The sequence below is a fragment of the Blautia sp. AM47-4 genome (assembly GCF_003479865.1).
GTDB lineage: Bacteria > Bacillota > Clostridia > Lachnospirales > Lachnospiraceae > Fusicatenibacter > Fusicatenibacter saccharivorans.
This window is the reverse complement of record NZ_QUHY01000006.1, coordinates 42,141-61,356: the sequence shown is the minus strand read 5'-3', so window position 1 is coordinate 61,356 and position 19,216 is coordinate 42,141. Positions and strand designations below refer to the sequence as shown.

At 49.1% G+C, this 19,216-nt stretch carries 17 protein-coding genes and 2 pseudogenes; 1 reads left to right on the top strand and 18 read right to left on the bottom strand.

Going from position 1 to position 19,216, the window contains the following annotated elements; translation table 11 throughout:
• Positions 1-49: 49 nt before the first annotated feature.
• From DW965_RS05740 to DW965_RS05660, 15 genes and pseudogenes are all read right to left on the bottom strand, one after another.
• On the bottom strand, positions 50-331 hold the full coding sequence (locus DW965_RS05740; RefSeq protein WP_022462506.1) for a hypothetical protein: 282 nt from the start codon (positions 329-331) through the stop codon (positions 50-52).
• Between the two features lie 35 nt (positions 332-366).
• A pseudogene (locus tag DW965_RS05735) lies at positions 367-986 on the bottom strand (YoaK family protein).
• Between the two features lie 322 nt (positions 987-1,308).
• A complete protein-coding gene (locus tag DW965_RS05730; protein ID WP_119198134.1) occupies positions 1,309-3,207 on the bottom strand; it encodes an ABC transporter ATP-binding protein in 1,899 nt (632 codons plus the stop codon).
• A 2-nt stretch (positions 3,208-3,209) separates the two neighbouring features.
• Positions 3,210-4,982: an ABC transporter ATP-binding protein gene (locus DW965_RS05725; protein WP_158568301.1), complete on the bottom strand. Its 1,773-nt coding sequence runs from the start codon at positions 4,980-4,982 to the stop codon at positions 3,210-3,212.
• A 330-nt stretch (positions 4,983-5,312) separates the two neighbouring features.
• Positions 5,313-6,839, bottom strand: a complete 1,527-nt coding sequence (locus DW965_RS05720; protein WP_118659115.1) for a Na+/H+ antiporter NhaC family protein — start codon at positions 6,837-6,839, stop codon at positions 5,313-5,315.
• A 34-nt stretch (positions 6,840-6,873) separates the two neighbouring features.
• On the bottom strand, positions 6,874-8,121 hold the full coding sequence (locus DW965_RS05715; protein WP_118594684.1) for a 3-isopropylmalate dehydratase large subunit: 1,248 nt from the start codon (positions 8,119-8,121) through the stop codon (positions 6,874-6,876).
• Between the two features lie 18 nt (positions 8,122-8,139).
• Entirely contained in the window at positions 8,140-8,631 is a 492-nt protein-coding gene (locus DW965_RS05710) for a LeuD/DmdB family oxidoreductase small subunit (protein WP_022462500.1), read from the bottom strand.
• A gap of 45 nt (positions 8,632-8,676) precedes the next feature.
• Positions 8,677-9,927 (bottom strand): 3-isopropylmalate dehydratase large subunit, encoded by a 1,251-nt coding sequence (locus tag DW965_RS05705; RefSeq protein WP_118718952.1) that lies wholly within the window; start codon positions 9,925-9,927, stop codon positions 8,677-8,679.
• A 5-nt stretch (positions 9,928-9,932) separates the two neighbouring features.
• Positions 9,933-10,415, bottom strand: coding sequence for a LeuD/DmdB family oxidoreductase small subunit (locus tag DW965_RS05700; protein ID WP_055218301.1), 483 nt, complete (start codon positions 10,413-10,415; stop codon positions 9,933-9,935).
• 134 nt (positions 10,416-10,549) lie between these two features.
• Positions 10,550-11,193, bottom strand: a pseudogene (gene pcp / locus DW965_RS05695) (pyroglutamyl-peptidase I).
• A 48-nt stretch (positions 11,194-11,241) separates the two neighbouring features.
• Complete coding sequence (locus DW965_RS05690) at positions 11,242-11,514, bottom strand: hypothetical protein (protein WP_055228473.1); 273 nt, start codon at positions 11,512-11,514, stop codon at positions 11,242-11,244.
• A 333-nt stretch (positions 11,515-11,847) separates the two neighbouring features.
• Positions 11,848-12,843 (bottom strand): asparaginase, encoded by a 996-nt coding sequence (locus DW965_RS05685; RefSeq protein ID WP_117509129.1) that lies wholly within the window; start codon positions 12,841-12,843, stop codon positions 11,848-11,850.
• 416 nt (positions 12,844-13,259) lie between these two features.
• Positions 13,260-13,475: a hypothetical protein gene (locus tag DW965_RS05675; protein ID WP_022462490.1), complete on the bottom strand. Its 216-nt coding sequence runs from the start codon at positions 13,473-13,475 to the stop codon at positions 13,260-13,262.
• Positions 13,476-13,745: 270 nt separating this feature from the next.
• Positions 13,746-14,114, bottom strand: a complete 369-nt coding sequence (locus DW965_RS19785) for a hypothetical protein (protein WP_226906283.1) — start codon at positions 14,112-14,114, stop codon at positions 13,746-13,748.
• A gap of 133 nt (positions 14,115-14,247) precedes the next feature.
• Entirely contained in the window at positions 14,248-15,549 is a 1,302-nt protein-coding gene (locus DW965_RS05660) for an MFS transporter (protein ID WP_117760423.1), read from the bottom strand.
• Between the two features lie 630 nt (positions 15,550-16,179).
• Here DW965_RS05660 and DW965_RS05655 point away from each other — a divergent pair.
• Complete coding sequence (locus DW965_RS05655; RefSeq protein WP_055218396.1) at positions 16,180-17,016, top strand: 4Fe-4S binding protein; 837 nt, start codon at positions 16,180-16,182, stop codon at positions 17,014-17,016.
• Between the two features lie 89 nt (positions 17,017-17,105).
• On the opposite strand, the gene DW965_RS05650 is transcribed toward DW965_RS05655, so the two are convergent.
• The 3 genes from DW965_RS05650 to DW965_RS22485 all read right to left on the bottom strand — a co-directional run bounded on the left by DW965_RS05650 (position 17,106) and on the right by DW965_RS22485 (position 19,137).
• Entirely contained in the window at positions 17,106-18,140 is a 1,035-nt protein-coding gene (locus DW965_RS05650; protein WP_118718950.1) for an alcohol dehydrogenase, read from the bottom strand.
• Positions 18,141-18,144: 4 nt separating this feature from the next.
• A complete protein-coding gene (locus DW965_RS05645; RefSeq protein WP_118718948.1) occupies positions 18,145-18,795 on the bottom strand; it encodes a vWA domain-containing protein in 651 nt (216 codons plus the stop codon).
• A 189-nt stretch (positions 18,796-18,984) separates the two neighbouring features.
• Positions 18,985-19,137, bottom strand: a complete 153-nt coding sequence (locus tag DW965_RS22485; RefSeq protein WP_330420938.1) for a hypothetical protein — start codon at positions 19,135-19,137, stop codon at positions 18,985-18,987.
• Positions 19,138-19,216: the final 79 nt, after the last annotated feature.

Here is a 19,216-nt window from a genome sequence, read left to right as displayed (position 1 = left end):
ACGGAACATCGCTGCTCCATCCTTCCCGTATACAGGGTCTCTTTTTTATTTATGCCTGCTGTCCGGCAATCTGCTCTTTTTTGTGCGGCATGGCAAATACCATCGCCGTGTAGGAAAGCATTGCGCCTGTGATGTAGAAAAACATCAGAAATCCGCTCCGGTTCAGCACAGCGATGCGGACAATTCCAATCCAGAAACCGACGTTGGACGCCAGGGAGAACACACGCGCAAACATCATGTTTTTCTCCTCACCCTTTGCCAGGCGGACGATCAGCAGCAGCATGGCCGCTGAAAAGAACAGTGTCATACAGCACTCCAGAAATACTTCCATTTTTTCAGCCTTCTTTCTTCACTCTCTCTTATTTCTCAGCGGTACTTTTCCAGTGACATCAGAAGGAAGCTCACCAGAAGAAGTCCGCAGGAAATCCAGATTACATGGATTCCATACAGCATGGAGAACACGCCTCCGATTCCGGCGCCGATGGCGAAAGCCAGAATCACGCCGAAATAGTATCCGGCCTGACGGAGCTGTTCTTTTTTCTTATCCCGCATATACATAGACAGCGCTGCGGTTCCGCTTCGCAGGTTTCCGATGCACATGGTGCTTGCATACGAATAACCGCCGACCTTGCGGAAGGTCTGTACCTGAATCGCGCACGCAAACGATACAAGCATCGCCGCGAGCATATTATAAGAAGACGGAATAAATCCGACGATCGCAAGGATCACAATTTCCGCCGCGAGAAGTACCTGCGCCAGTGCAGCCTCTTTGCATACCGGTAATGCTCCTGGAAATTTTCTGCCAGAAATACACCCATCGCAAAAAAGAGGATCGGGAAGAGATACCGAAGACCTGCCGTAAAGTTTCCTTCCAGAAAGTTCTGGCTCATCAGCACAACGTTTCCCGTCTGGGCATTTGAGAATACTTCATCTCTGCAATTGTACGTGTAGGCATCCTGAAAACCGCCGGACAGCGCCAGAAACATACTGTTGATAAATGCTTCCGACATCTGATTTTCCGAGAGCAGGCGTCCTACAAGGCTTGCTTTCTTTTCCATAAATTTTCCCTTTCTTTCAACAGACGGCCCGGCTTTTTGGTGCCTGCCGTTTTGCTTCCCTTATTATAACCGCCCGCTTTTTGAGATGGAAAAACGGATATCGTATTATGCTCATATTTTTTTCATATGACTATATTGATTTAAAATCATTTTAATATGATACACCGTAAAAAAAAGGAGAAATTTTGTCACTTTGCACAAACAAAATTTCTCCCTTTTTGTAAATTGTCTTTATTGTTCTAAAATTTTCTTACTTTCTTCCTCTCTGTTTCTCACTCTGCTCGCGGTGGTACTGCAGCGTGTAGAGCTGGTAATATCTTCCCTGCGCTGCTAAAAGCTCCTGATGCGTTCCATGCTCCACGATTTTTCCGTGGGACAGTACGATAATCTCATCCGCATGCTGGATCGTCGAAAGACGGTGCGCTACGATCAGCATCGTTCCGATGTTCTTCATCTTTTCCATGGAATCCTGGATCAGAAGCTCGGTTTCGGTGTCGATGTTCGCCGTCGCCTCGTCAAGGATCATGACCGAAGGCTTATGGATGATGGTACGCGCAAACGAGAGAAGCTGGCGCTGTCCGGCGGAGAAGTTGTTTCCTCTCTCCCGCACCGGCTCGTCGAGGCCGTGATCCAGCTTGTTGATAAACTGGTCAGCATTCACGTAATGGCAGACGTCCATGATCTCTTCATCGGAAATCCCCTCCTCGCGGAGAATAATGTTGCTACGGATCGTTCCCGAGAACAGAAAGACATCCTGCAGCATCTGGCCGAATTTTTTCCGCAGGGAATCGATCTTGATCCTTCGGATGTCGATGCCGTCGATCAGAATCTCACCCTTCTGGAACTCGTAGTTCCGGCAGATCAGGGAAAGAATCGTCGATTTTCCAGAACCGGTGGAACCCACAAATGCGATTGTCTCTTTCGGATTGACGTGGAACGAAACGCCTTTTAACACCCACTCGCCCGGGATATAGGAAAACCATACGTCGCGGAACTCAATTTCACCCCTGATGCCGGTAAGCTCGATCGCATCCGGCGCATCCTGCATTTTTGGCTCAAGATCCAGAATCGAGAATACTTTCTCGGCGGATGCAAATGCAGACTGCAGCCAGTTGAACTGCTCCGCCAGGTTCTGGATCGGGTTGAAGAATTTTGAAATATACATGTAAAAGCTGACGATCATACCGCTGGTAAGCGTCTGGCCGAGGAACGACGTTCCCTCCAGATAGCCCTTGCCGCCTAAATACAAAAGGCAGAGCACGGAGCTGATATACAGCATGTAGACGAGCGGACGGAAAATACCAAACACGAAAATCTGCTCCTGCTGTGCGCGGCCGAGTGCGTTGCTCTTGTCGGTAAACTCGCGCATCTTGGCATCCTCGCGGTTGAAGATCTGTGTGATTTTCATACCGGAAAGGTTCTCCGACAGATACGTGTTGATGTCCGTAGTACAGTCTTTTACTTTCCGGTGTGCTCTTCGCGAGAATTTGCGGAAAATAATCGAGAACAGCATGATAAACGGCACGAAGCAGAGCACCATCAGCGTCAGCTCATAGTTCAGAAACAGCATCGCAATCAGAATACCGATGATCACGAAGAAGTTCTTCAGAAGATTGACCAGAAGATTGGTGAACATCAGCGAAATCGCGTTCGTATCGTTTGTCGTTCTCGTGACAAGCTTTCCGACCGGAATCTCATTTAACTGCTCGTGGGAAAGGCGCTCGATGTGGACGAACAGATCCTCCCTCATATTGGAAATGATTTTCTGACCCGTCTTCTGCAGAATCACGGCCTGGAAATACGTGCACGCCATCGAGACAAGAAGGATTGCCGCATAGCCCGCTACCCACAGAATCAGGGTATTCAGCGCGAATTTTCCAACGACGAGCTCCTCAATTTTGCCGACGATCAGCGGCGAAATGATATCGTACGCGATCGAAAACAGCATCAGAAAACCAACAACGATAAACTGGCGGTAAAACGGCTTTGCGTAATCCATCAGACGCTGCATGATTTCACTGTCTTTCATGTTCCGCTCAAAGCCGGTTTCTTTTTCTCCATCTTTCACTACAAACGCGGCCACAATCAGCAGGGTGGAAATCACGCCGATGATCGCGCCGACCCAGAGAATCGGATAATAATTGTGCATTTCTACTCCTCCCCCGCTTCCTCTTCAAGTTTCTGCAGATCGACCATCTTGCGGTACGCCGTGCAGGTCCGGTACAGATCCTCGTGTTTTCCGACTGCATGGACTTCTCCGTCCTCGACGAACACGATCTTGTCCATCTGCTCCACCGTTGAAATCCGGTGTGCGATCAGAATTGTCGTCAGTCCCTCACGTTTTTTGAGATTGTCGAGAATCGTGCGCTCTGTTTTGGTATCGACCGCAGAAACGGAATCGTCGAGAATCAGAATCGGTGCGTGTTTCATCAGCGCACGCGCAATCGAGATTCGCTGCTTCTGTCCGCCGGAAACCGTCACACCGCGCTCGCCAAGAACGGTGCGGTAGCCCTCTTTGAACTCTGCGATATTGTCATGGACATCGGACATCATCGCCGCATCCTCAATGGCCTCCTGGTTTTCGTCATCAAAGGCGAAGGAAATATTGCCGGAAATCGTGTCGGAGAACAGGAAGTTGTCCTGCGGCACGTAGGCACAGCCCTCACGCACGGTGTGGATGGAAACGGTGTTGACATCGTGGTCATCAATGAACAGCGTTCCGTCCGGCACGTTGTAGGTGCGGAGCAGCAGATCGACGATGGTCGTTTTTCCGGAACCGGTCTTTCCGACGATGCCGACACTCTCGCCCGGCTCAATGGTAAACGATACGTTTTTCAGCACATCGTACTCCCCGTCCGGATAGCGGAAGGTCAGATTGCGGAACTCGATTTTTCCATGGATGGACGGCAGATCCTGCACACCGCCGCGGTCCTTCACATCGACTTTTGCGTCAAGCAGTTCCGTAATACGGTTTAAGGACGCTTTTCCACGGGATGTTTTCTCGATCAGCATGGAGACCGCCATGATCGGCCATACAACGGCCGAGAAATAGCCGATATACTCGACAAGCTGGCCGGCGTCGAAGCTTCCGCAGTAAACGAGATAGCCGCCGTAGCCTAAGATTACACAGATGACGGACTCGACGAACAGCGTTACCATAATGTTCAGCAGTGTGGAAATTTTGGTATATTCTACGTTGATGTCCTCGTTCTCGCGGTTCAGTCTACGGAACATCATCAGCTCTTTCGTCTCTTTGACGAATGCTTTGATGACAGCAAGACCGGAATAGTTTTCCTGCGCGAAATCGGACAGCTCGGAAAAGGCCGCCTGGCGCTCTTCCCACTTTTTCATCAGGTATTTGCCGAGCGTTGTACCGGCGGCCATCAGAAATGCCATCGGGATCATGGAAAGGCCGGTCAGGAAGTGGTTCATGCGCCACATTTTGATCACGGCAAGCAGGCCTAAAAACAGCGCATCGCAGAACATCAGAATACCGTCGCCGAAGCACTCCTGCACGGTATCGAGATCGTTCGTGTAAAGACTCATCAGGTTTCCGACTTTGTTGACCTGATAATACTCCTGGGACAGCTCCTTGCTGTGCGCGAACATGCAGGTACGAAGATCGGTCACCACGCGGATTGCGGAGCCGAAAAAGCAGACTCGCCACAGGAAACGGCCGACTACCATGACGATAATGGTAATAATCATGGGCCGGCAGACCTGATCCAGCAGAAATTCCATATCAAACACCGCCGCCTGGCCGTTGACCAGAACAGGGTCGCCGTTCATGCCGTTGATGACCATGCGGTACAGCTCCGGTATGAAAAGCTGGAAATAATCTACGAGAATCAGCGCTGCAAGACCGAGAATCAGAATGGGCGCATTCTTCAGGTAGTATTTGTTAATGTACTTTCCAAATATCATATATTTTCTCCCTCTTTTTGTTTTTGCCATTGTCTGCTATGATCTTTCTGACCATAACAGTCCTTCCCTTTTCCAAAGCGTTTTCGCCCCGGAATGCCTCCTTTCTTCTCCTGCATTTCACAGCTCCGATGCAATTTTAACAGAGATAAACAGAAGGAACTGGACTTTGAAAAATCCAATTCCTTCTGTTCCAATTCACATTCCTGCTCCAAAAGCGTTCCGCTTCTTCTTTGCAGGACACCGTTGTCCTGTGAATATTTGTTCTATTTTTTAGTATACGGTTCTTTTTCTCTCCCGTCAAGCATTTCACGCGTTTTTCTGTTTTCTTTTTTATTTTTTGCCGTTTTCCGCTTTTTTTGCGCAAAATCTGCGCATTCCGGTTAAAACAGCCAAAAGAAGAAGAAGGCTGACGCCAAGTGTGATCCACCACGTTCTGGTCACGGCTGCAATCAGATATCCCACCAGGCAGACACACGCCGTAACGGCCGCATACTGCATCTGCGTCGATACGTGGTTCAGATGGTTGCTCTGCGCACCCGCACTTGACATAACCGTCGTATCCGAGATCGGCGAAATATGGTCACCGCAGACCGCCCCTGCCAGGACGGCGGATACCGAGATAATCATCATCTCCAGATTTGTTCCGGCGGCGAACATGCCCGTTGCAATCGGCACAAGAATCGCGAACGTTCCCCAGGAGGTTCCCGTCGAAAAGGAAAGGAACACCGCCACGGCGAACAGCACCACCGGGATAAAAATACTTGCGGATGCATGGTCTCCCACGACGCTTCCGACAAACTGGGCCAGGCCCATCGCATCACCGACGCCTTTTAAGGTCCACGCAAAGACGAGAATCGTAACCGCCGGAACCATCAGCTTGAAGCCCTCGGACAGGCTGTCCATAAAGCTCTTGAAGGTGATGACCTTCCGCGGCAGATACAGCGCCATCATAAACAGGATCGTCACGACGGAGGCAAAAATCAGACTCGTCTCTGCATCACATCCTGCGAACGCGGAAATCACATTGTCCGCGCCGCCGAGGAAGCCAGTGTAAACCATCGCTCCGATCGCTGATACAATCAGTACGGCAACCGGGAGCACGAGGTCGATGACTTTTCCGTTCGGATTGACCTCCTGCTCGGAAACCTGCTCAAACTCCTCGCCTCCGGTCGTGAAAACATCACCTTTGGCGGCATTATCCTCGTGGAGCTTCATCTGACCAAAATCAAAGCCGGTGTAGCAGATGTAAAAGACCATCGCAATTGTAAGGATCGCATACAGGTTATACGGAATTGTCCGCAGAAACAGCTGGAATCCGCTGATTCCCGCATCCGCCGGCACATACGAGTTGACGGCTGCCGCCCAGCTTGAGATCGGCGCGATAATACAGATCGGCGCTGCGGTGGAGTCGATGATGTATGCGAGTTTCGCGCGGGAAACCTTGTGGCTGTCCGTGACCGGGCGCATGACAGAGCCGACTGTCAGACAGTTGAAATAGTCATCCACAAAAATCAGAACACCAAGCCCCATCGTTGCCAGAAGCGCACTCCGCTTCGTTTTGATCTTCGTCCCCGCCCATTTTCCATACGCCGCCGAGCCGCCGGATTTCGCCATCAGCACGACAACCATGCCAAGCAGGATATCGAAGATCAGAATGTTGATGTTCATGCTGTTCCGTAAAATTTCAAAGAAGCTTGTGAACGCATCCCACGGATGGAAGCCGGTGTACAAAAGGACACCGACTGCCGATCCGATGAACAGGGAACTGTAAACTTCTTTTGTTACAAATGCAAGCAGAATTGCAAGCAGCGGCGGGACGAGTGCCCACCAGGTTCCGATAAACATTGAACCATTCATGTCGTCTGTTTTCCCTTTCTGCTGTTAAGTTCGTTTACACTTCCGGCGTTACAATTTTTCCGGCTACTGCACATGCTGCCGCTGTCTTTGGAGATGCCAGATAAATTTCAACTTTAGAAGTACCCATTCTTCCAAGAAAGTTTCGGTTGTTCGTTGCTACAACACGCTCGCCGTCAGAGAGGATTCCGCCCGCTCTTCCGCAGCACAGACCGCAGCCTGGATGTGTAATCATGGCGCCTGCCTCTGCCAGTGTATCGAGAATGCCCATTTTGCTTGCCTGCAGATAAATCTTGCGGCTTGCCGGTGTTACGATCAGTTTTACGTAGTCGGCTACTTTTTTGCCTTTTAAAACCTCGGCTGCCGCCTGCAGATCCTCGAGACGGCCGTTCGTACAGGAACCGATGAAGACCTGATCGATCGGGGTTCCCTCGAGAACGCTGGTATCACGGATCTTGTCTACCTGGGACGGGCATGCCATCACCGGCACGAAGTCCTCAGCACGGTAAGTGATAGTGCGCAGATATTTCGCATCCTCATCGCCTTTTAAGCTCTTCTGATAGTCATTGAGTTCGATCTCGCAGTATTCTGCGGTCTTCTCATCCGGGGTAAAAAGTGCACATTTGGCACCTGCCTCGATCGCCATGTTGGCAATCGTCATACGGCTTGCCACGGTCATATTTTCTACGGTGCTTCCTGAGAACTCCAGTGCGCGGTACGTTGCGCCGTCTGCACCGAGGTCACCGATCAGACGCAGGATAATGTCTTTTGACATCACATTTTTCGGCAGCTCGCCTTCGATGACAACTTTGATCGTCTCCGGCACTTTGATCCACATCGTACCCGTTCCAAGGATGCTCGCCATCTCTGTGTAGCCGATTCCGGAAGAGAATGCACCGACACAGCCGTATGTCGTCGTGTGGCTGTCGGTTCCGAAAACAACGTCGCCCGGTTTTACGTAACCTGCCTCTGTCATTAACTGATGGCAGATTCCGTCGCTTCTGTGTACGTTTTTCATGCCGTATTTCTTTGCAAATTCATCGCCTTTGTGGAAATGTCTCGTATCGTCCACCTGGCTTGCCGGAACGAGGTGGTCGTAGATCAGAACGACTTTATCCGGGTCCCACAGTTTGGTAAAGCCCATCTCCTCGAATTTATCGCCGACAAACGGGATGAAGATATCATGAATCATGACTCTGTCCACGTTGACCGTCACAATGTCGCCCGGTTTTACGTCTTTTCCGGTGTTGTGGCGGATGATTTTTTCAATTACTGTATTGCCCATCGTTTCTTCCTCCCGCTCTTAATCCAATCCGTTGCGCTTGCGCATTGCCTTTACCAGGCCGCCTGCCTGAATGATATCCATCAGGTTCTCCGGCAGAGCTGCGATCGGGTATGTTTTTCCGTTGTAATCAACATGCTCATTCATCTTGACGGTGATGGTGTCGCCCTCTTTGATATCGTCGTGCAGATCCGGCTGCTCGATCAGAAGAAGGCCGTTATTGATGGAGTTGCGGAAAAAGATCCGAGCAAAGGATTTCGCGATAACGCAGGAAATGCCGAGCGCCTTGATGATCTCCGGTGCCTGCTCTCTCGAGGAGCCGCAGCCGAAGTTCTTTCCTGCCACGATGATGTCGCCCTTTTCAATCTGTCCGGCCAGTTCCGGGCGGAGCGGGGAAAAGCCGTACTGTTTCATATCGTCAATTGTCTTTAAAGCAAGATACTCGGTCGGGATAATGATATCGGTATCAATATCGTCTCCAAGCACCCATACTTTTCCTGTAAATGCTTCCATATGTTTATTCTCCCAAAAATATTATGTATCTCTCAAAGAAAATGGTCAGATCTGGTCTGCGGTCGCAATCTTTCCGGCAATTGCAGATGCGGTTACGGTTGCGGCAGAGCCCAAGTATACTTTGGAACTTGGATGACCGGCACGGCCCTTGAAGTTACGGGTTCCGGTGCTGATCAGCACTTCGTTCTCGCCGATGACACCCTGGCAGCTTCCCCAGCAGACGCTGCAGTTCGGGTTCATCACAATGGCTCCGGCCTCCATGAAGGTGTCGATGATGCCTTCTTTTAATGCCTGGCGGTAGATCGTCTGGCTTGCCGGAACAACGAGGAAACGGACGCCCTCTGCGACTTTCCTTCCGCGGATGATCTCTGCGCCGACGCGGAGATCTTCGATTCTTCCGTTGTTGCAGGATCCAAGGAATGCTTCATTGATCGGCGTTCCGCAGGTCTCTTCTGCCGGAACAACGCGGTCTACGAAATCCGGTTTTGCAACAACCGGGCGGACTTTGGAAAGGTCAAAGGTGTACTCTCTGACGTATTTTGCGTCCGGATCGCTGTGAAAGATTTCTTTTGGCTCTCTTCCGTGCTCTTTCAGGTACTCGATGGCTTTCTCATCTGCCTCAAAGATACCGGTCTTGGCGCCGGCCTCAACTGCCATGTTGCAAAGTGCCATACGGTCGCTGATGCTTAAAGTCTTTGCACCCTCACCGGTAAACTCCATCACCTGGTAGTTGCATCCGTTTGCGCCGACCTCGCCGATGATGGTGAGGATCAGATCTCTCGCATAAACGCCCTCCGGCAGTTTTCCTACAAGATTGAATTTTACGCTTTCCGGTACGAGTACCCAGGAAGTTCCCGTTACCATGCCGTACAGGAAATCGGTACAGCCGACACCGGTGCCGAATGCGCCGAGTGCTCCGTAAGAGCAGGTATGGCTGTCAGCGCCGAAGATCAGCTCGCCCGGGCGGACATAGTTCTCAATCATCACCTGATGGCATACACCTTTTCCTTCCCAGAAGTCAATGTTGTTCTCTCTTGCAAAATCACGCATCTTTTTCTGGGATGCTGCTGTTTTCGGGCTGTCGGACGGAACGTTGTGGTCGACGATGAAAACGAGCTTTTTCGGATCCGCAATGTGCGGGTGGTTTAATTTGTTGCGGTACATATCAACCGTCAGATGGGTGGTTCCGTCGTTGCTCATCAGACGATCCAGTGTTACGGTGTGGATATCTCCCGGCTTTACTTCCGGAACGCCGGCTGCAGCGGCGATAATTTTCTCTGCAATTGTCATTCCCATGGTTCTTACTCCTCCTCGCGGTTCAAAGAAGCAATCAAGCCTCCCTGATTCAGTATGTTCTGCATATATTCCGGCAGTTTGGTGCAGGTGTACGTTTTGCCGTTCACCTCTGCGGTTCCCTCGGACATATGGAGGACCATGGTGTCCCCGTCTTCTACGGCATCCGGCAGGTCTTTACAGACAATCGCCGGCAGACCGATATTGATGGCGTTGCGGAAAAAGATTCTGGCGAAGGATTTTGCGATAACTGCCTGCACACCCAATGCTTTTAAAACACCCGGCGCCTGCTCTCTTGAGGAACCACAGCCAAAGTTTTCTCCTCCTACAACAAAATCTCCCGGTTTTACTTTTTTTGCAAAGTCCGGATCTAACGATTCAAACGCATGGCCTTTCATCTCATCCAGATTCGGCAGAAGCAGATACTGGGACGCGATGATCTGGTCTGTATCAAGGTCATTATGAAATTTAAAAATTTTACCCTGTTCCATTTTCTTTCGTTCCTTTCGCATAAAAATTCTGACAAAATCTATTGTAACACAAAAGATATGGTTTGCAAAAGGAAAAAAAGCAAAAAATATAGGCCGCCTCACCTTTTTCCGGTAAGACGGCCTGAAATGCTTCTTTAGTGGGTCGTTCCCATTGCCTCTTTTACTTCTTCTTTGTTGGTTACGACTGCCTCGATGCAGTATTCCAGAGATTTTGCAATCGTTTCCAGCGGCATGCTTGCATGGTGCTTGCTTTTCCGACTACCTGCTCGCATGCGAACGGTACGTGGATGAAGCCTGCGCGGATGTTCGGATATTTCGTTGCGCACAGGTGAAGCACATTGTACATGACGCAGTTGCATACGTAGGTGCCTGCGGTGAAGGATACGTGGCACGGAAGGCCGTGTTCGCGGACGTTCTGAACCATTGCTTTGACCGGAATCGTTGCAAAGTATGCGGTCGGGCCGTCTGCCTGCAGCGGTTCATCGGACGGCTGCTCTCCGGCGTTGTCCGGGATTCTTGCGTCTGCAAGGTTGATGCCGACTTTCTCTACGGTTACGCATGCGCGTCCGCCTGCCTGTCCGACATCGATGACAACGTCCGGATTGTGCTCTTTGATGGCTGCTTCCACGCAGGAAATACTTCTGGTAAACTCGGTCGGGATCTCAACTTTTACGATCTCTGCTCCGGCGATGGTATCCGGCAGAAGTTTGATGGCCTCGAATGCCGGGTTCACACTCTCTCCTCCAAATGGGTCAAATCCTGTTAATAAAACTTTCATCGTCTTTTCTCCTTTTGTCTCTTAATTTTTGTCTCCTGGTTCTGTCCTTTAATATAACACAGGCTCGGGTGCAATAATCTTTCCCCGGTCCATAATCTGACGGTTATCGGTAAAAATATCGGGTTCCCGGCAGACCAGGTCGAAGTGGCCTTTCGCATTCTGCACGCCGCCGAGCGCGATATTGCGTCCAAGCCCTACGTGGAAAGTTCCATACGCGGATTCATCCTCAATGTAGCAGTTGCCGAGGCAGTTCGAGCACGAATTCAGTCCGATGCCAAGCTCTCCTGCGATATAAATCCGTGGATCGAAATATTCCTCCATATACTTCTTTAAGCGGATGCCGGTCGGTGTCTCCTCGATATCGACATATGTTGTAACTGTAACCAGCGGTTGGATTCGTCATCCAAAATCCGCCGTTTTCCGCACTGCATCATGAATTCAATTCTACTAAAATATTCAAAAGATATCAACCTGTTTCTGATTTTTCTATGAAATTTGCACAATTCTTCCAATAAAAATCAATTTTGCGTCCATACTGTCTGAAAATTTTGTAGAAAATTTCTTTTTCCTCAAAAAGAAAAAGAGGCGTTCACAGCCAGCAGAAACATTTCTTTCCTGCGGACCGTGACAGCCTTTTTGCCGTCTTTCTTTTTCTTATTTCCAGACCGTATCGTAGTTGATCGGTTTATAGAATGCTTTTTCCCGGCTCTCATGATCATCCGGACGGTTGCCGAGAAGCCACATGGTTTTAGTTGCGACTGCCTCCGGGGTCATATCGTATGACTCGAGAATGTTGCACAGGGTTTTCATCTCATGGCCGACTTCATAGACGGTCATATCGCTTCCCTCGTGAGAAACCTGGGTACACATGATGATGAGTTTTTCCGGGTACTTCTGGCAGAGCTCGTAAAACGGCTCCTTGATGCTCGCCGGAATACCGCCGACACCGAAGCTCTCCACAATGATCGCATCGTAGTGCTCAAAAATCGCCGGAAGCAATACCGGGCTGATTCCCGGGATCAGTTTCAAGAGAAAAACGTTATCGCTTAAGTTTTCATAAAAACGAACCGGCTTTTCATACGGCAGCATCGGCAGATACCGCAGAATCCGGCGGTCCTGTATTACCGCAAGGTACGGGAAATCGATGCTGGAAAAGGCATTGTAGCTCTTCGTCCGCACCTTCTTCGCGCGCGTTCCCGCGATGACTTTTCCGTCGAACACAATCTGCACACCCTGGGATGCATCATCACAGGCGTAATAAAAGCTGTCGGACAGGTTTGTCTTTGCATCCGTGATATCCAAATTGATCGGCCGCTGTGCTCCGGTGATGACGATCGGCTTTTCCGAATTCTGAATCATATAGGAAAGCGCCGCCGCGGTGTACGCCATCGTATCAGTTCCGTGCGCGATGACGAAACCGTCGTAATCCTCGTAATGCTCCTTCGCCACTTTCACCAGCGTGCTCCAGTTCTCCGGAACCACATTCGAGCTGTCCAGATTAAACGGATTCACCGCCGTAATCTCACAGAGGCCTTCCACCTCCGGAATATAAGACAATAACTCCTCCGGCGTAATCTGCGGAGTCAGACCATTTTCCGTCTTCTTCGAAGCGATTGTGCCGCCGGTTGCGATAAATAAGATCTTTTTCAATGTAAATCACTCCTGTTTTCTCGTTTGGTAACAAGTTTTCTTTATCTTAGCAGACTTTGGGGACGGCGTAAATGATGAATTTGGAAATCGAGAAACCAATCCTTTCCATTGACGCGAAAAATTCCGTTTGCTATACTGAATTTTAGACACAGAAAATCCTTATCTACGAATTTTACATTCAGAAAGCCAGGCTTCCTATGAATCATGAAAATCATCCCGGTCATCCATATCTTTATTCTTTTCTTCTTGTTTTCGGTCTGACGCTGATCTGCGCTCTGCTTGCGGGATCTTCGTATTGATCGGAGCGTGAAAAACAGGAAGCTGCCGAACAGCGCAGAATCCAGGAGCTGCATAATGAATTTCTGACTCAGAAAGATTAAACACATGTTAAACATACGTGAAACGCCCTTTACCGGCTACGCCTTCAGCAACACCTTCTGCCCGCAGACCGGGATTTCCTCGAGATACTTAAAATACCACTTCTTCCTCCGCGCCGAATACCGCACCACCACCGGAATCCAGCAATTTTCCACTTTCAGATACACATACTGCCCGGAAGCCACTTCCACCTCGCCGTTCTGCTGCTCTACAAATGCACGGTTTTTCTTTATTTTTACAATGCCTTTCGTCATAATGATCATCCTTTCTGAACGGGTTTGAAAAGATACTCTACCTGTATTGTATGCAGAGGGGATAGGAAATTTCCACTTTTCAGGGGCAAAAAAACAGGACACGGGATTCCCCCATTGTCCTGTTCTCCTTTTATCACACACCTGCTTACCCCTCAGCATCGTTCTGCTGCCAAACTTTATCGCTCGAATCAGAACAGCTGCCCCAGCAGTTTCAGCTTTTCCTTTTTGGGGAATGCGGCTTCAAATTTTTCAAAAGCTTCCGGGTTCTTGTCACAGATAAAACTCCAACGCCAGCTGCATGGCCGTTTCATCAGAATCCGCCAGCTTACGAAAAATCACCGCCATATATTTCAATGGTCCGCCCGCCAGATAATCATGATGAAGCTGCGCAAGTTTTGAATCGCGGTATTGTTCCAGCGTCAGCATTTTGCGAAAATTGGCAGAGAATGTTTCTTTCGTCCAATGCTCAAACTGCGCCATGCTGTAATCATGAATCTGTGCAATCGGGGTCTGCAGATAGAAGTGTAATGGGGTCTGGTACCAATGTGCAGCTCCTCGGTGTCCAGAAACGCATCCTTGTGATCGACTCTTCCGGCTTTCCGGATCTGGCCTGTCTGTGCTTTTTTCAGGCAGCCACATTCCCGGCAGCCCGACTCACTGATTATCGTAACACGTAACCTCTCTTTGTGAAACCCCGGAGTCAAAAACAAAAAATCTCAAAACCAGTTGCTCTTGTTCTCCTGGTTTTGAGATTTTTTATGCTGTGTATCTTTTATTTTTCACCCGCCATCGGCTGATGGTCTGCAATTTTCAGAAAAACAAATCCAAGCGCAAAGAAAACCGCCAGACATGCAACCGCTACGTTGATCGTTCCTCCCGCCAGCTTTACAACTGCAATGACTACAGATCCAAGGAAGGAAGCGCCCTTGGCAAAAATATCGTAGATGCCAAAATATTCTCCCGAATTCTCCGCCGGAATAATTTTGGAATAATACGACCGCGACAACGACTGAATTGATCCCTGAAAGCATCCCACTCCAAATGCCAGAATCGCAAAGTGCACCAGCGTCCGCAGTGTCAGCGCATAGAGGCAGATGACAAAATAGCCTGCGATACAGATCAGAATCAGGGATACCGTGTCTTTTTTCCGCGACAATTTTGCAAAAAACAGAGATCCTCCAAAAGCGACAACCTGCGTGGCAAGCAGGAAAACAACCTGTCCGACCGTATTCAGATTCAGATCGGTTCCGATGTTGATGCAGTTGTCAATGATAGTTCCAACCCCATCAATATAGAGAAAGAATCCAATCAGAAAGAAAAATACTTTCCGGTCCGAAACTGCGATTTTTTTCAGGGTTCTGAATATTTTTCCAAATGTCTGACCGACGGTAACCGTTCTCATTTCCACGTAATTCTTCTGCCGATACTCCTTCAGCAACGGCAGCGTCACCACCAGCCACCAGAGAGCCGTCACGCAAAAGCCAATCATCTTAGAGACAAAATCCGGCAGCACCCCGACCATATCCGGCCCCAACACGTAAGCAATCAGTGCTACAAGAAACGGAATGCAGGATCCCAGGTATCCCCACGCATAGCCATAGGAGGATACCTCATCCATACGTTCCTCCGTCGTCACGTCATTCAGCATGGAATCGTAAATCGTCAGCGATGCATTATAGCAGACTCTTGTCACAATATAAATGACCAGAAACAGCACCCAGCTCGTCGCAACGCCATTCAGCACACATCCTGTGATGCCAAGACCTGCCGTTGTGGTAAAAAAGATCTTTTTCTTATCCTTACGATCCGCCAGCACACCGCAGACAGGACCGATCAGTGCCACCACCACCGTAACAATTGAAATGGCAATCGAATAATACGCCGTCGCCTGATCCGAACTGATTTTTCCCGGCCCTGTACCGATTGCCAGACTCTTAAACCAGATCGGAATCAGCGAACAGGCAAGCATAATAAATGCCGAATTTCCCACATCATATAAAACCCATGCAAACTCCTGCTCCGTCAGATTTCGAAACACTTTTGTCCGATGAAGAGCACGAAACAGACCACTCATACTCCAATCCCCACTTTCTTTTATTTTGTCATGCAGTATCAGTGTAGCATAGATTTCTTGATATTCAAAGTATTTTTTTGTATGAAAGTAGCCAAAATCATTTGCGAAACGCCAGTTTTCCCATCCTTCCATGATCCGCCGGAAATTTCACAGCAGATCATTTCGATTTCTCAGATTAATGCCGGTGTCTGCGCCAAAACGGAAAGGATCGCAATCACCGCAAAAATCACAGCAGCTGCCACTGCAGCAATCATAATTTTTCTTTTCATAGCATACCTACTTTCTCTATCATGTTTGCGGAATATTTTGTTTTCGTAATCATATCTTTTTTTCTAAAGACATTATACCCTATGCATAGGAATACATCAAACTTTTCCAGTCCAGGCCATTTCCAGACAGCTTTTAAAAACAGTCTGGCATGACTCCAAACGATTACAGGCGCAGGCGGTCATAACCGTCTGCGCCTGTAGTCGTTTCACTTTTTTTGCAGATGTTTTATAAGAATCTGATTACTATTTTTTTATTTCTCTGCTATACTTATGCTAAGATACCAGACACGCTCTTGCACCGGCCTGGCAGTCCGTGCATTGAGAAAAAATAAGAAAGCAGAGGATCAAAGAGATGACGAAAATCCCAAACAGACTTCACAAATACGTGCCATCTATGCTGCTGTTTCTGCTGTTTGAAGCAGTGGCAGTTACGCTGTGGCTCACAAAGGACAATTTTTTCTATCTGCTGAATTTCAGCTACATCGGAGCCTGCCTTGGGCTTGGAACGGCACTGTTTACCGCCGGGAAACGGTATGCCCGGCATTTCGTCCAGTTGGCGGTGGGCAGCTATATGTTGCTGTACCTTGGCGTGATTTCCCGTGAAAATATGCAGATCGAAGGGTTCTGGTACTACCTGTTTCTCGGCGTTTTCGAAGCAGCAACTATCCACTACGCGGTTGCAAAAATTTTCGGACCGTTGCTTTTTGGGCGTGGCTGGTGCGGTTACGCCTGCTGGACAGCTATGGTGCTGGACTTTCTGCCCTACAATCAGCCGCAGAAGCCACGAAAAGAAAAGCTGGGCTTCCTTCGCTATGTGATGTTTCTTCTGTCTCTGGCGTTGGTGTCTGGGCTGTTTCTGATGCAGGTGGCACATCTGGAGCAAATCATGTTCTGGCTTTTCCTGGCCGGAAATGCGCTTTATTACCTTGTCGGTATTGTGTTCGCCTTCCTGTTTCAAGATAACCGGGCATTCTGCAAGTACCTGTGTCCCATTACGGTTTTTCTCAAACCTATGAGCTATTTCTCTCTTCTGCGCGTCCACTGTGATGAGGATAAGTGTGTCCATTGCAGGAAGTGTCTGCAGGTCTGCCCCATGAACGTGGAGGTTAATAAGGAAACCCGCAAGCGGAAAAACGGAACAGAGTGTATTCTCTGCTATGAATGCACGAAAGTTTGCCCCTCAAAAGCACTGCATTAACCGTTTTTCCTCATCCGTAAGTTTATTCCTCGCTTCGGCTGATTGATCATATATAGTACATTAATGATTGGAATTATCTATATCTTCTTTTAGCATTCTACTGCTACCTTAATTACACCATCTCTCTTACCTTCAAAGAGTTCATAAGCTTCCTCTATCCTTTCTAAGGGATAGGTGTGGGTGATAAGCGGCTCTGTGTTCAGTTTTCTCTCTGCAATCAACCGTAATGTTTCTTCACAGTCACAGCCATCCACCCCTCCGGTTTTAAAGGTAAGATTTTTTCCATACATATCCGGAAGCGGCAGGATCTGTGCCTGATCATAAAGAGCAACCACCGTCACCAGACCATTTGGTCTCGCGCATTCCCAGGCCAGACGGAAAGTAGCTTCCGCCCCCGCAACCTCCAGCACAACGTCAGCTCCCCCATGATCGCTGTTTGCCCGTACAAACGCTTCACACTTCTCCGGAGAAACCAACAAAATCTCCGGATAATGCTGTCGGATAAACTGCAGACGATTTTTATCCTTTTCACACACAATAATCCGTCTTGGTTTTTTCAGCATTACCGAAAGCAGGGTACAGATACCGGTGGGGCCGGCTCCGATGATCAGCACCGTGTCCTGCTCTGAGATCTCTGAAATACGCGCTGCCCAGTAACCGGTAGCCAGAACATCGCCCACCAGCAATGCCTGTCGATCTGTAACGCCATCCGGAATCTTATTCAGTCCCTGATCTGCAAAGGGCACACGCACATATTCCGCCTGGCCGCCATCAATCCGGCAGCCCAGCGCCCAACCGCCATTTTCATCTGTACAGTTATTCACATACCCTTTCTTGCAGAAAAAGCATTCACCGCAGAAGGTCTCCACGTTTACTGTCACCCGGTCTCCCGGTTTTACCTTGGTAACTGCCTTTCCAACCTCTTCCACAATCCCCACCATCTCATGGCCAACCGTGATCCCGGGTACTGCCCGCGGAACGCTGCCATGTTTGATATGCAGATCGCTGGAGCAAATGCTGGCGAGTGTCACTTTGACAATAGCATCCCGCTCCTGCATCAGGGTCGGTTTTGGCTTCTCTCTTAATTCGAATTTTCCTTTTGAAACGTAGGTATACGCCTGCATATTTCTATTTTCCTCCACGTTTTTTATAATCCTCATCTATACGTTTTTTCCAGTCTGCGTTCAACGGGGCACTGCACCGGACAGAGCTGATTGCTTCGCTGACCACCTCATAATTCAACGCAGTTCCTTCGCTGTCGCACTGATAGTTGACTGCACGGTCTGCACCGATTCCGAACTGGCTTGCGGTCTCTACCGCGTCAATATTAGCACCGAGGAACAAAAACTCCCAACCGTATTTCGCTTTCTGCCGCTCGATCATCTGCCTCACTTTTTCGCTGTTGTACCGGCGGCTGGCATTTTCCATTCCGTCCGTAGTGATTACGAACATGGTGTGTTCCGGTACATCCTCCGGTCTTGCATACTTATGAACATTTCCAATGTGATGAATCGCACCGCCGATGGCATCTAAGAGCGCTGTGCATCCGCGAACTGTATAATCCCGGTCGGTCATCGGTCGGATTTTCTTTACATCTACACGGTCGTGCAGGACTTCACTCACATTGTCAAACAGTACCGTTGAGATCAATGCTTCGCCCTCTGCTTTTTTCTGCTGCTCAATCATAGAATTGAATCCGCCGATGGTGTCCCGTTCCAGTCCGTTCATGGAACCGCTGCGGTCTAAGATAAAAACGATCCCTGTTAAATTCTTTCTCATATGCTTGTCCTCCTCCAAAAAGATCTCGCCCTTGCGGGCTCGCTGTCGCGGTATTCGCCAAGGTTTCGAGCAAGCTCGAACTTTGGCTCATTACACGCGCATATGGCTGCTCGGTTTTGTACCTTACAGTCATAGTATAGCGATTTTCTTTTGTGGAGTGGTCGCATGGAAAGCGACATTTCTTTGTTCTTATGCTCCGATCAGACTCTGGTCAAAGGCAAACAGTGCCTCGTTAATTTCATACACATTATAGTTTCCCCGTTCGACAAAATATTCTACAATGATGTCAAATTTACTTGAATGGGACAATGTGAATCCTGCCTTGCCGAGCATCTCCTGCATCTGGGCAAGCGGTAGCTCCAAAGCGAGGGCAAATGCCAGCACCGTAGGTTTGGATGGCTTATAGAATCTATCCGAACGG

Excerpts from the sequence above, each read along its gene's own strand:
- DW965_RS05740 (WP_022462506.1), bottom strand. The coding sequence starts at position 331 with ATGGAAGTATTTCTGGAGTGCTGTATGACACTGTTCTTTTCAGCGGCC.
- DW965_RS05730 (WP_119198134.1), bottom strand. The coding sequence starts at position 3,207 with ATGCACAATTATTATCCGATTCTCTGGGTCGGCGCGATCATCGGCGTG.
- DW965_RS05725 (WP_158568301.1), bottom strand. The coding sequence starts at position 4,982 with ATGATATTTGGAAAGTACATTAACAAATACTACCTGAAGAATGCGCCC.
- DW965_RS05720 (WP_118659115.1), bottom strand. The coding sequence starts at position 6,839 with ATGAATGGTTCAATGTTTATCGGAACCTGGTGGGCACTCGTCCCGCCG.
- DW965_RS05715 (WP_118594684.1), bottom strand. The coding sequence starts at position 8,121 with ATGGGCAATACAGTAATTGAAAAAATCATCCGCCACAACACCGGAAAA.
- DW965_RS05710 (WP_022462500.1), bottom strand. The coding sequence starts at position 8,631 with ATGGAAGCATTTACAGGAAAAGTATGGGTGCTTGGAGACGATATTGAT.
- DW965_RS05705 (WP_118718952.1), bottom strand. The coding sequence starts at position 9,927 with ATGGGAATGACAATTGCAGAGAAAATTATCGCCGCTGCAGCCGGCGTT.
- DW965_RS05700 (WP_055218301.1), bottom strand. The coding sequence starts at position 10,415 with ATGGAACAGGGTAAAATTTTTAAATTTCATAATGACCTTGATACAGAC.
- DW965_RS05690 (WP_055228473.1), bottom strand. The coding sequence starts at position 11,514 with ATGGAGGAATATTTCGATCCACGGATTTATATCGCAGGAGAGCTTGGC.
- DW965_RS05675 (WP_022462490.1), bottom strand. The coding sequence starts at position 13,475 with ATGACGAAAGGCATTGTAAAAATAAAGAAAAACCGTGCATTTGTAGAG.
- DW965_RS19785 (WP_226906283.1), bottom strand. The coding sequence starts at position 14,114 with ATGTGGCTGCCTGAAAAAAGCACAGACAGGCCAGATCCGGAAAGCCGG.
- DW965_RS05660 (WP_117760423.1), bottom strand. The coding sequence starts at position 15,549 with ATGAGTGGTCTGTTTCGTGCTCTTCATCGGACAAAAGTGTTTCGAAAT.
- DW965_RS05650 (WP_118718950.1), bottom strand. The coding sequence starts at position 18,140 with ATGCAGGCGTATACCTACGTTTCAAAAGGAAAATTCGAATTAAGAGAG.
- DW965_RS05645 (WP_118718948.1), bottom strand. The coding sequence starts at position 18,795 with ATGAGAAAGAATTTAACAGGGATCGTTTTTATCTTAGACCGCAGCGGT.
- DW965_RS22485 (WP_330420938.1), bottom strand. The coding sequence starts at position 19,137 with ATGCAGGAGATGCTCGGCAAGGCAGGATTCACATTGTCCCATTCAAGT.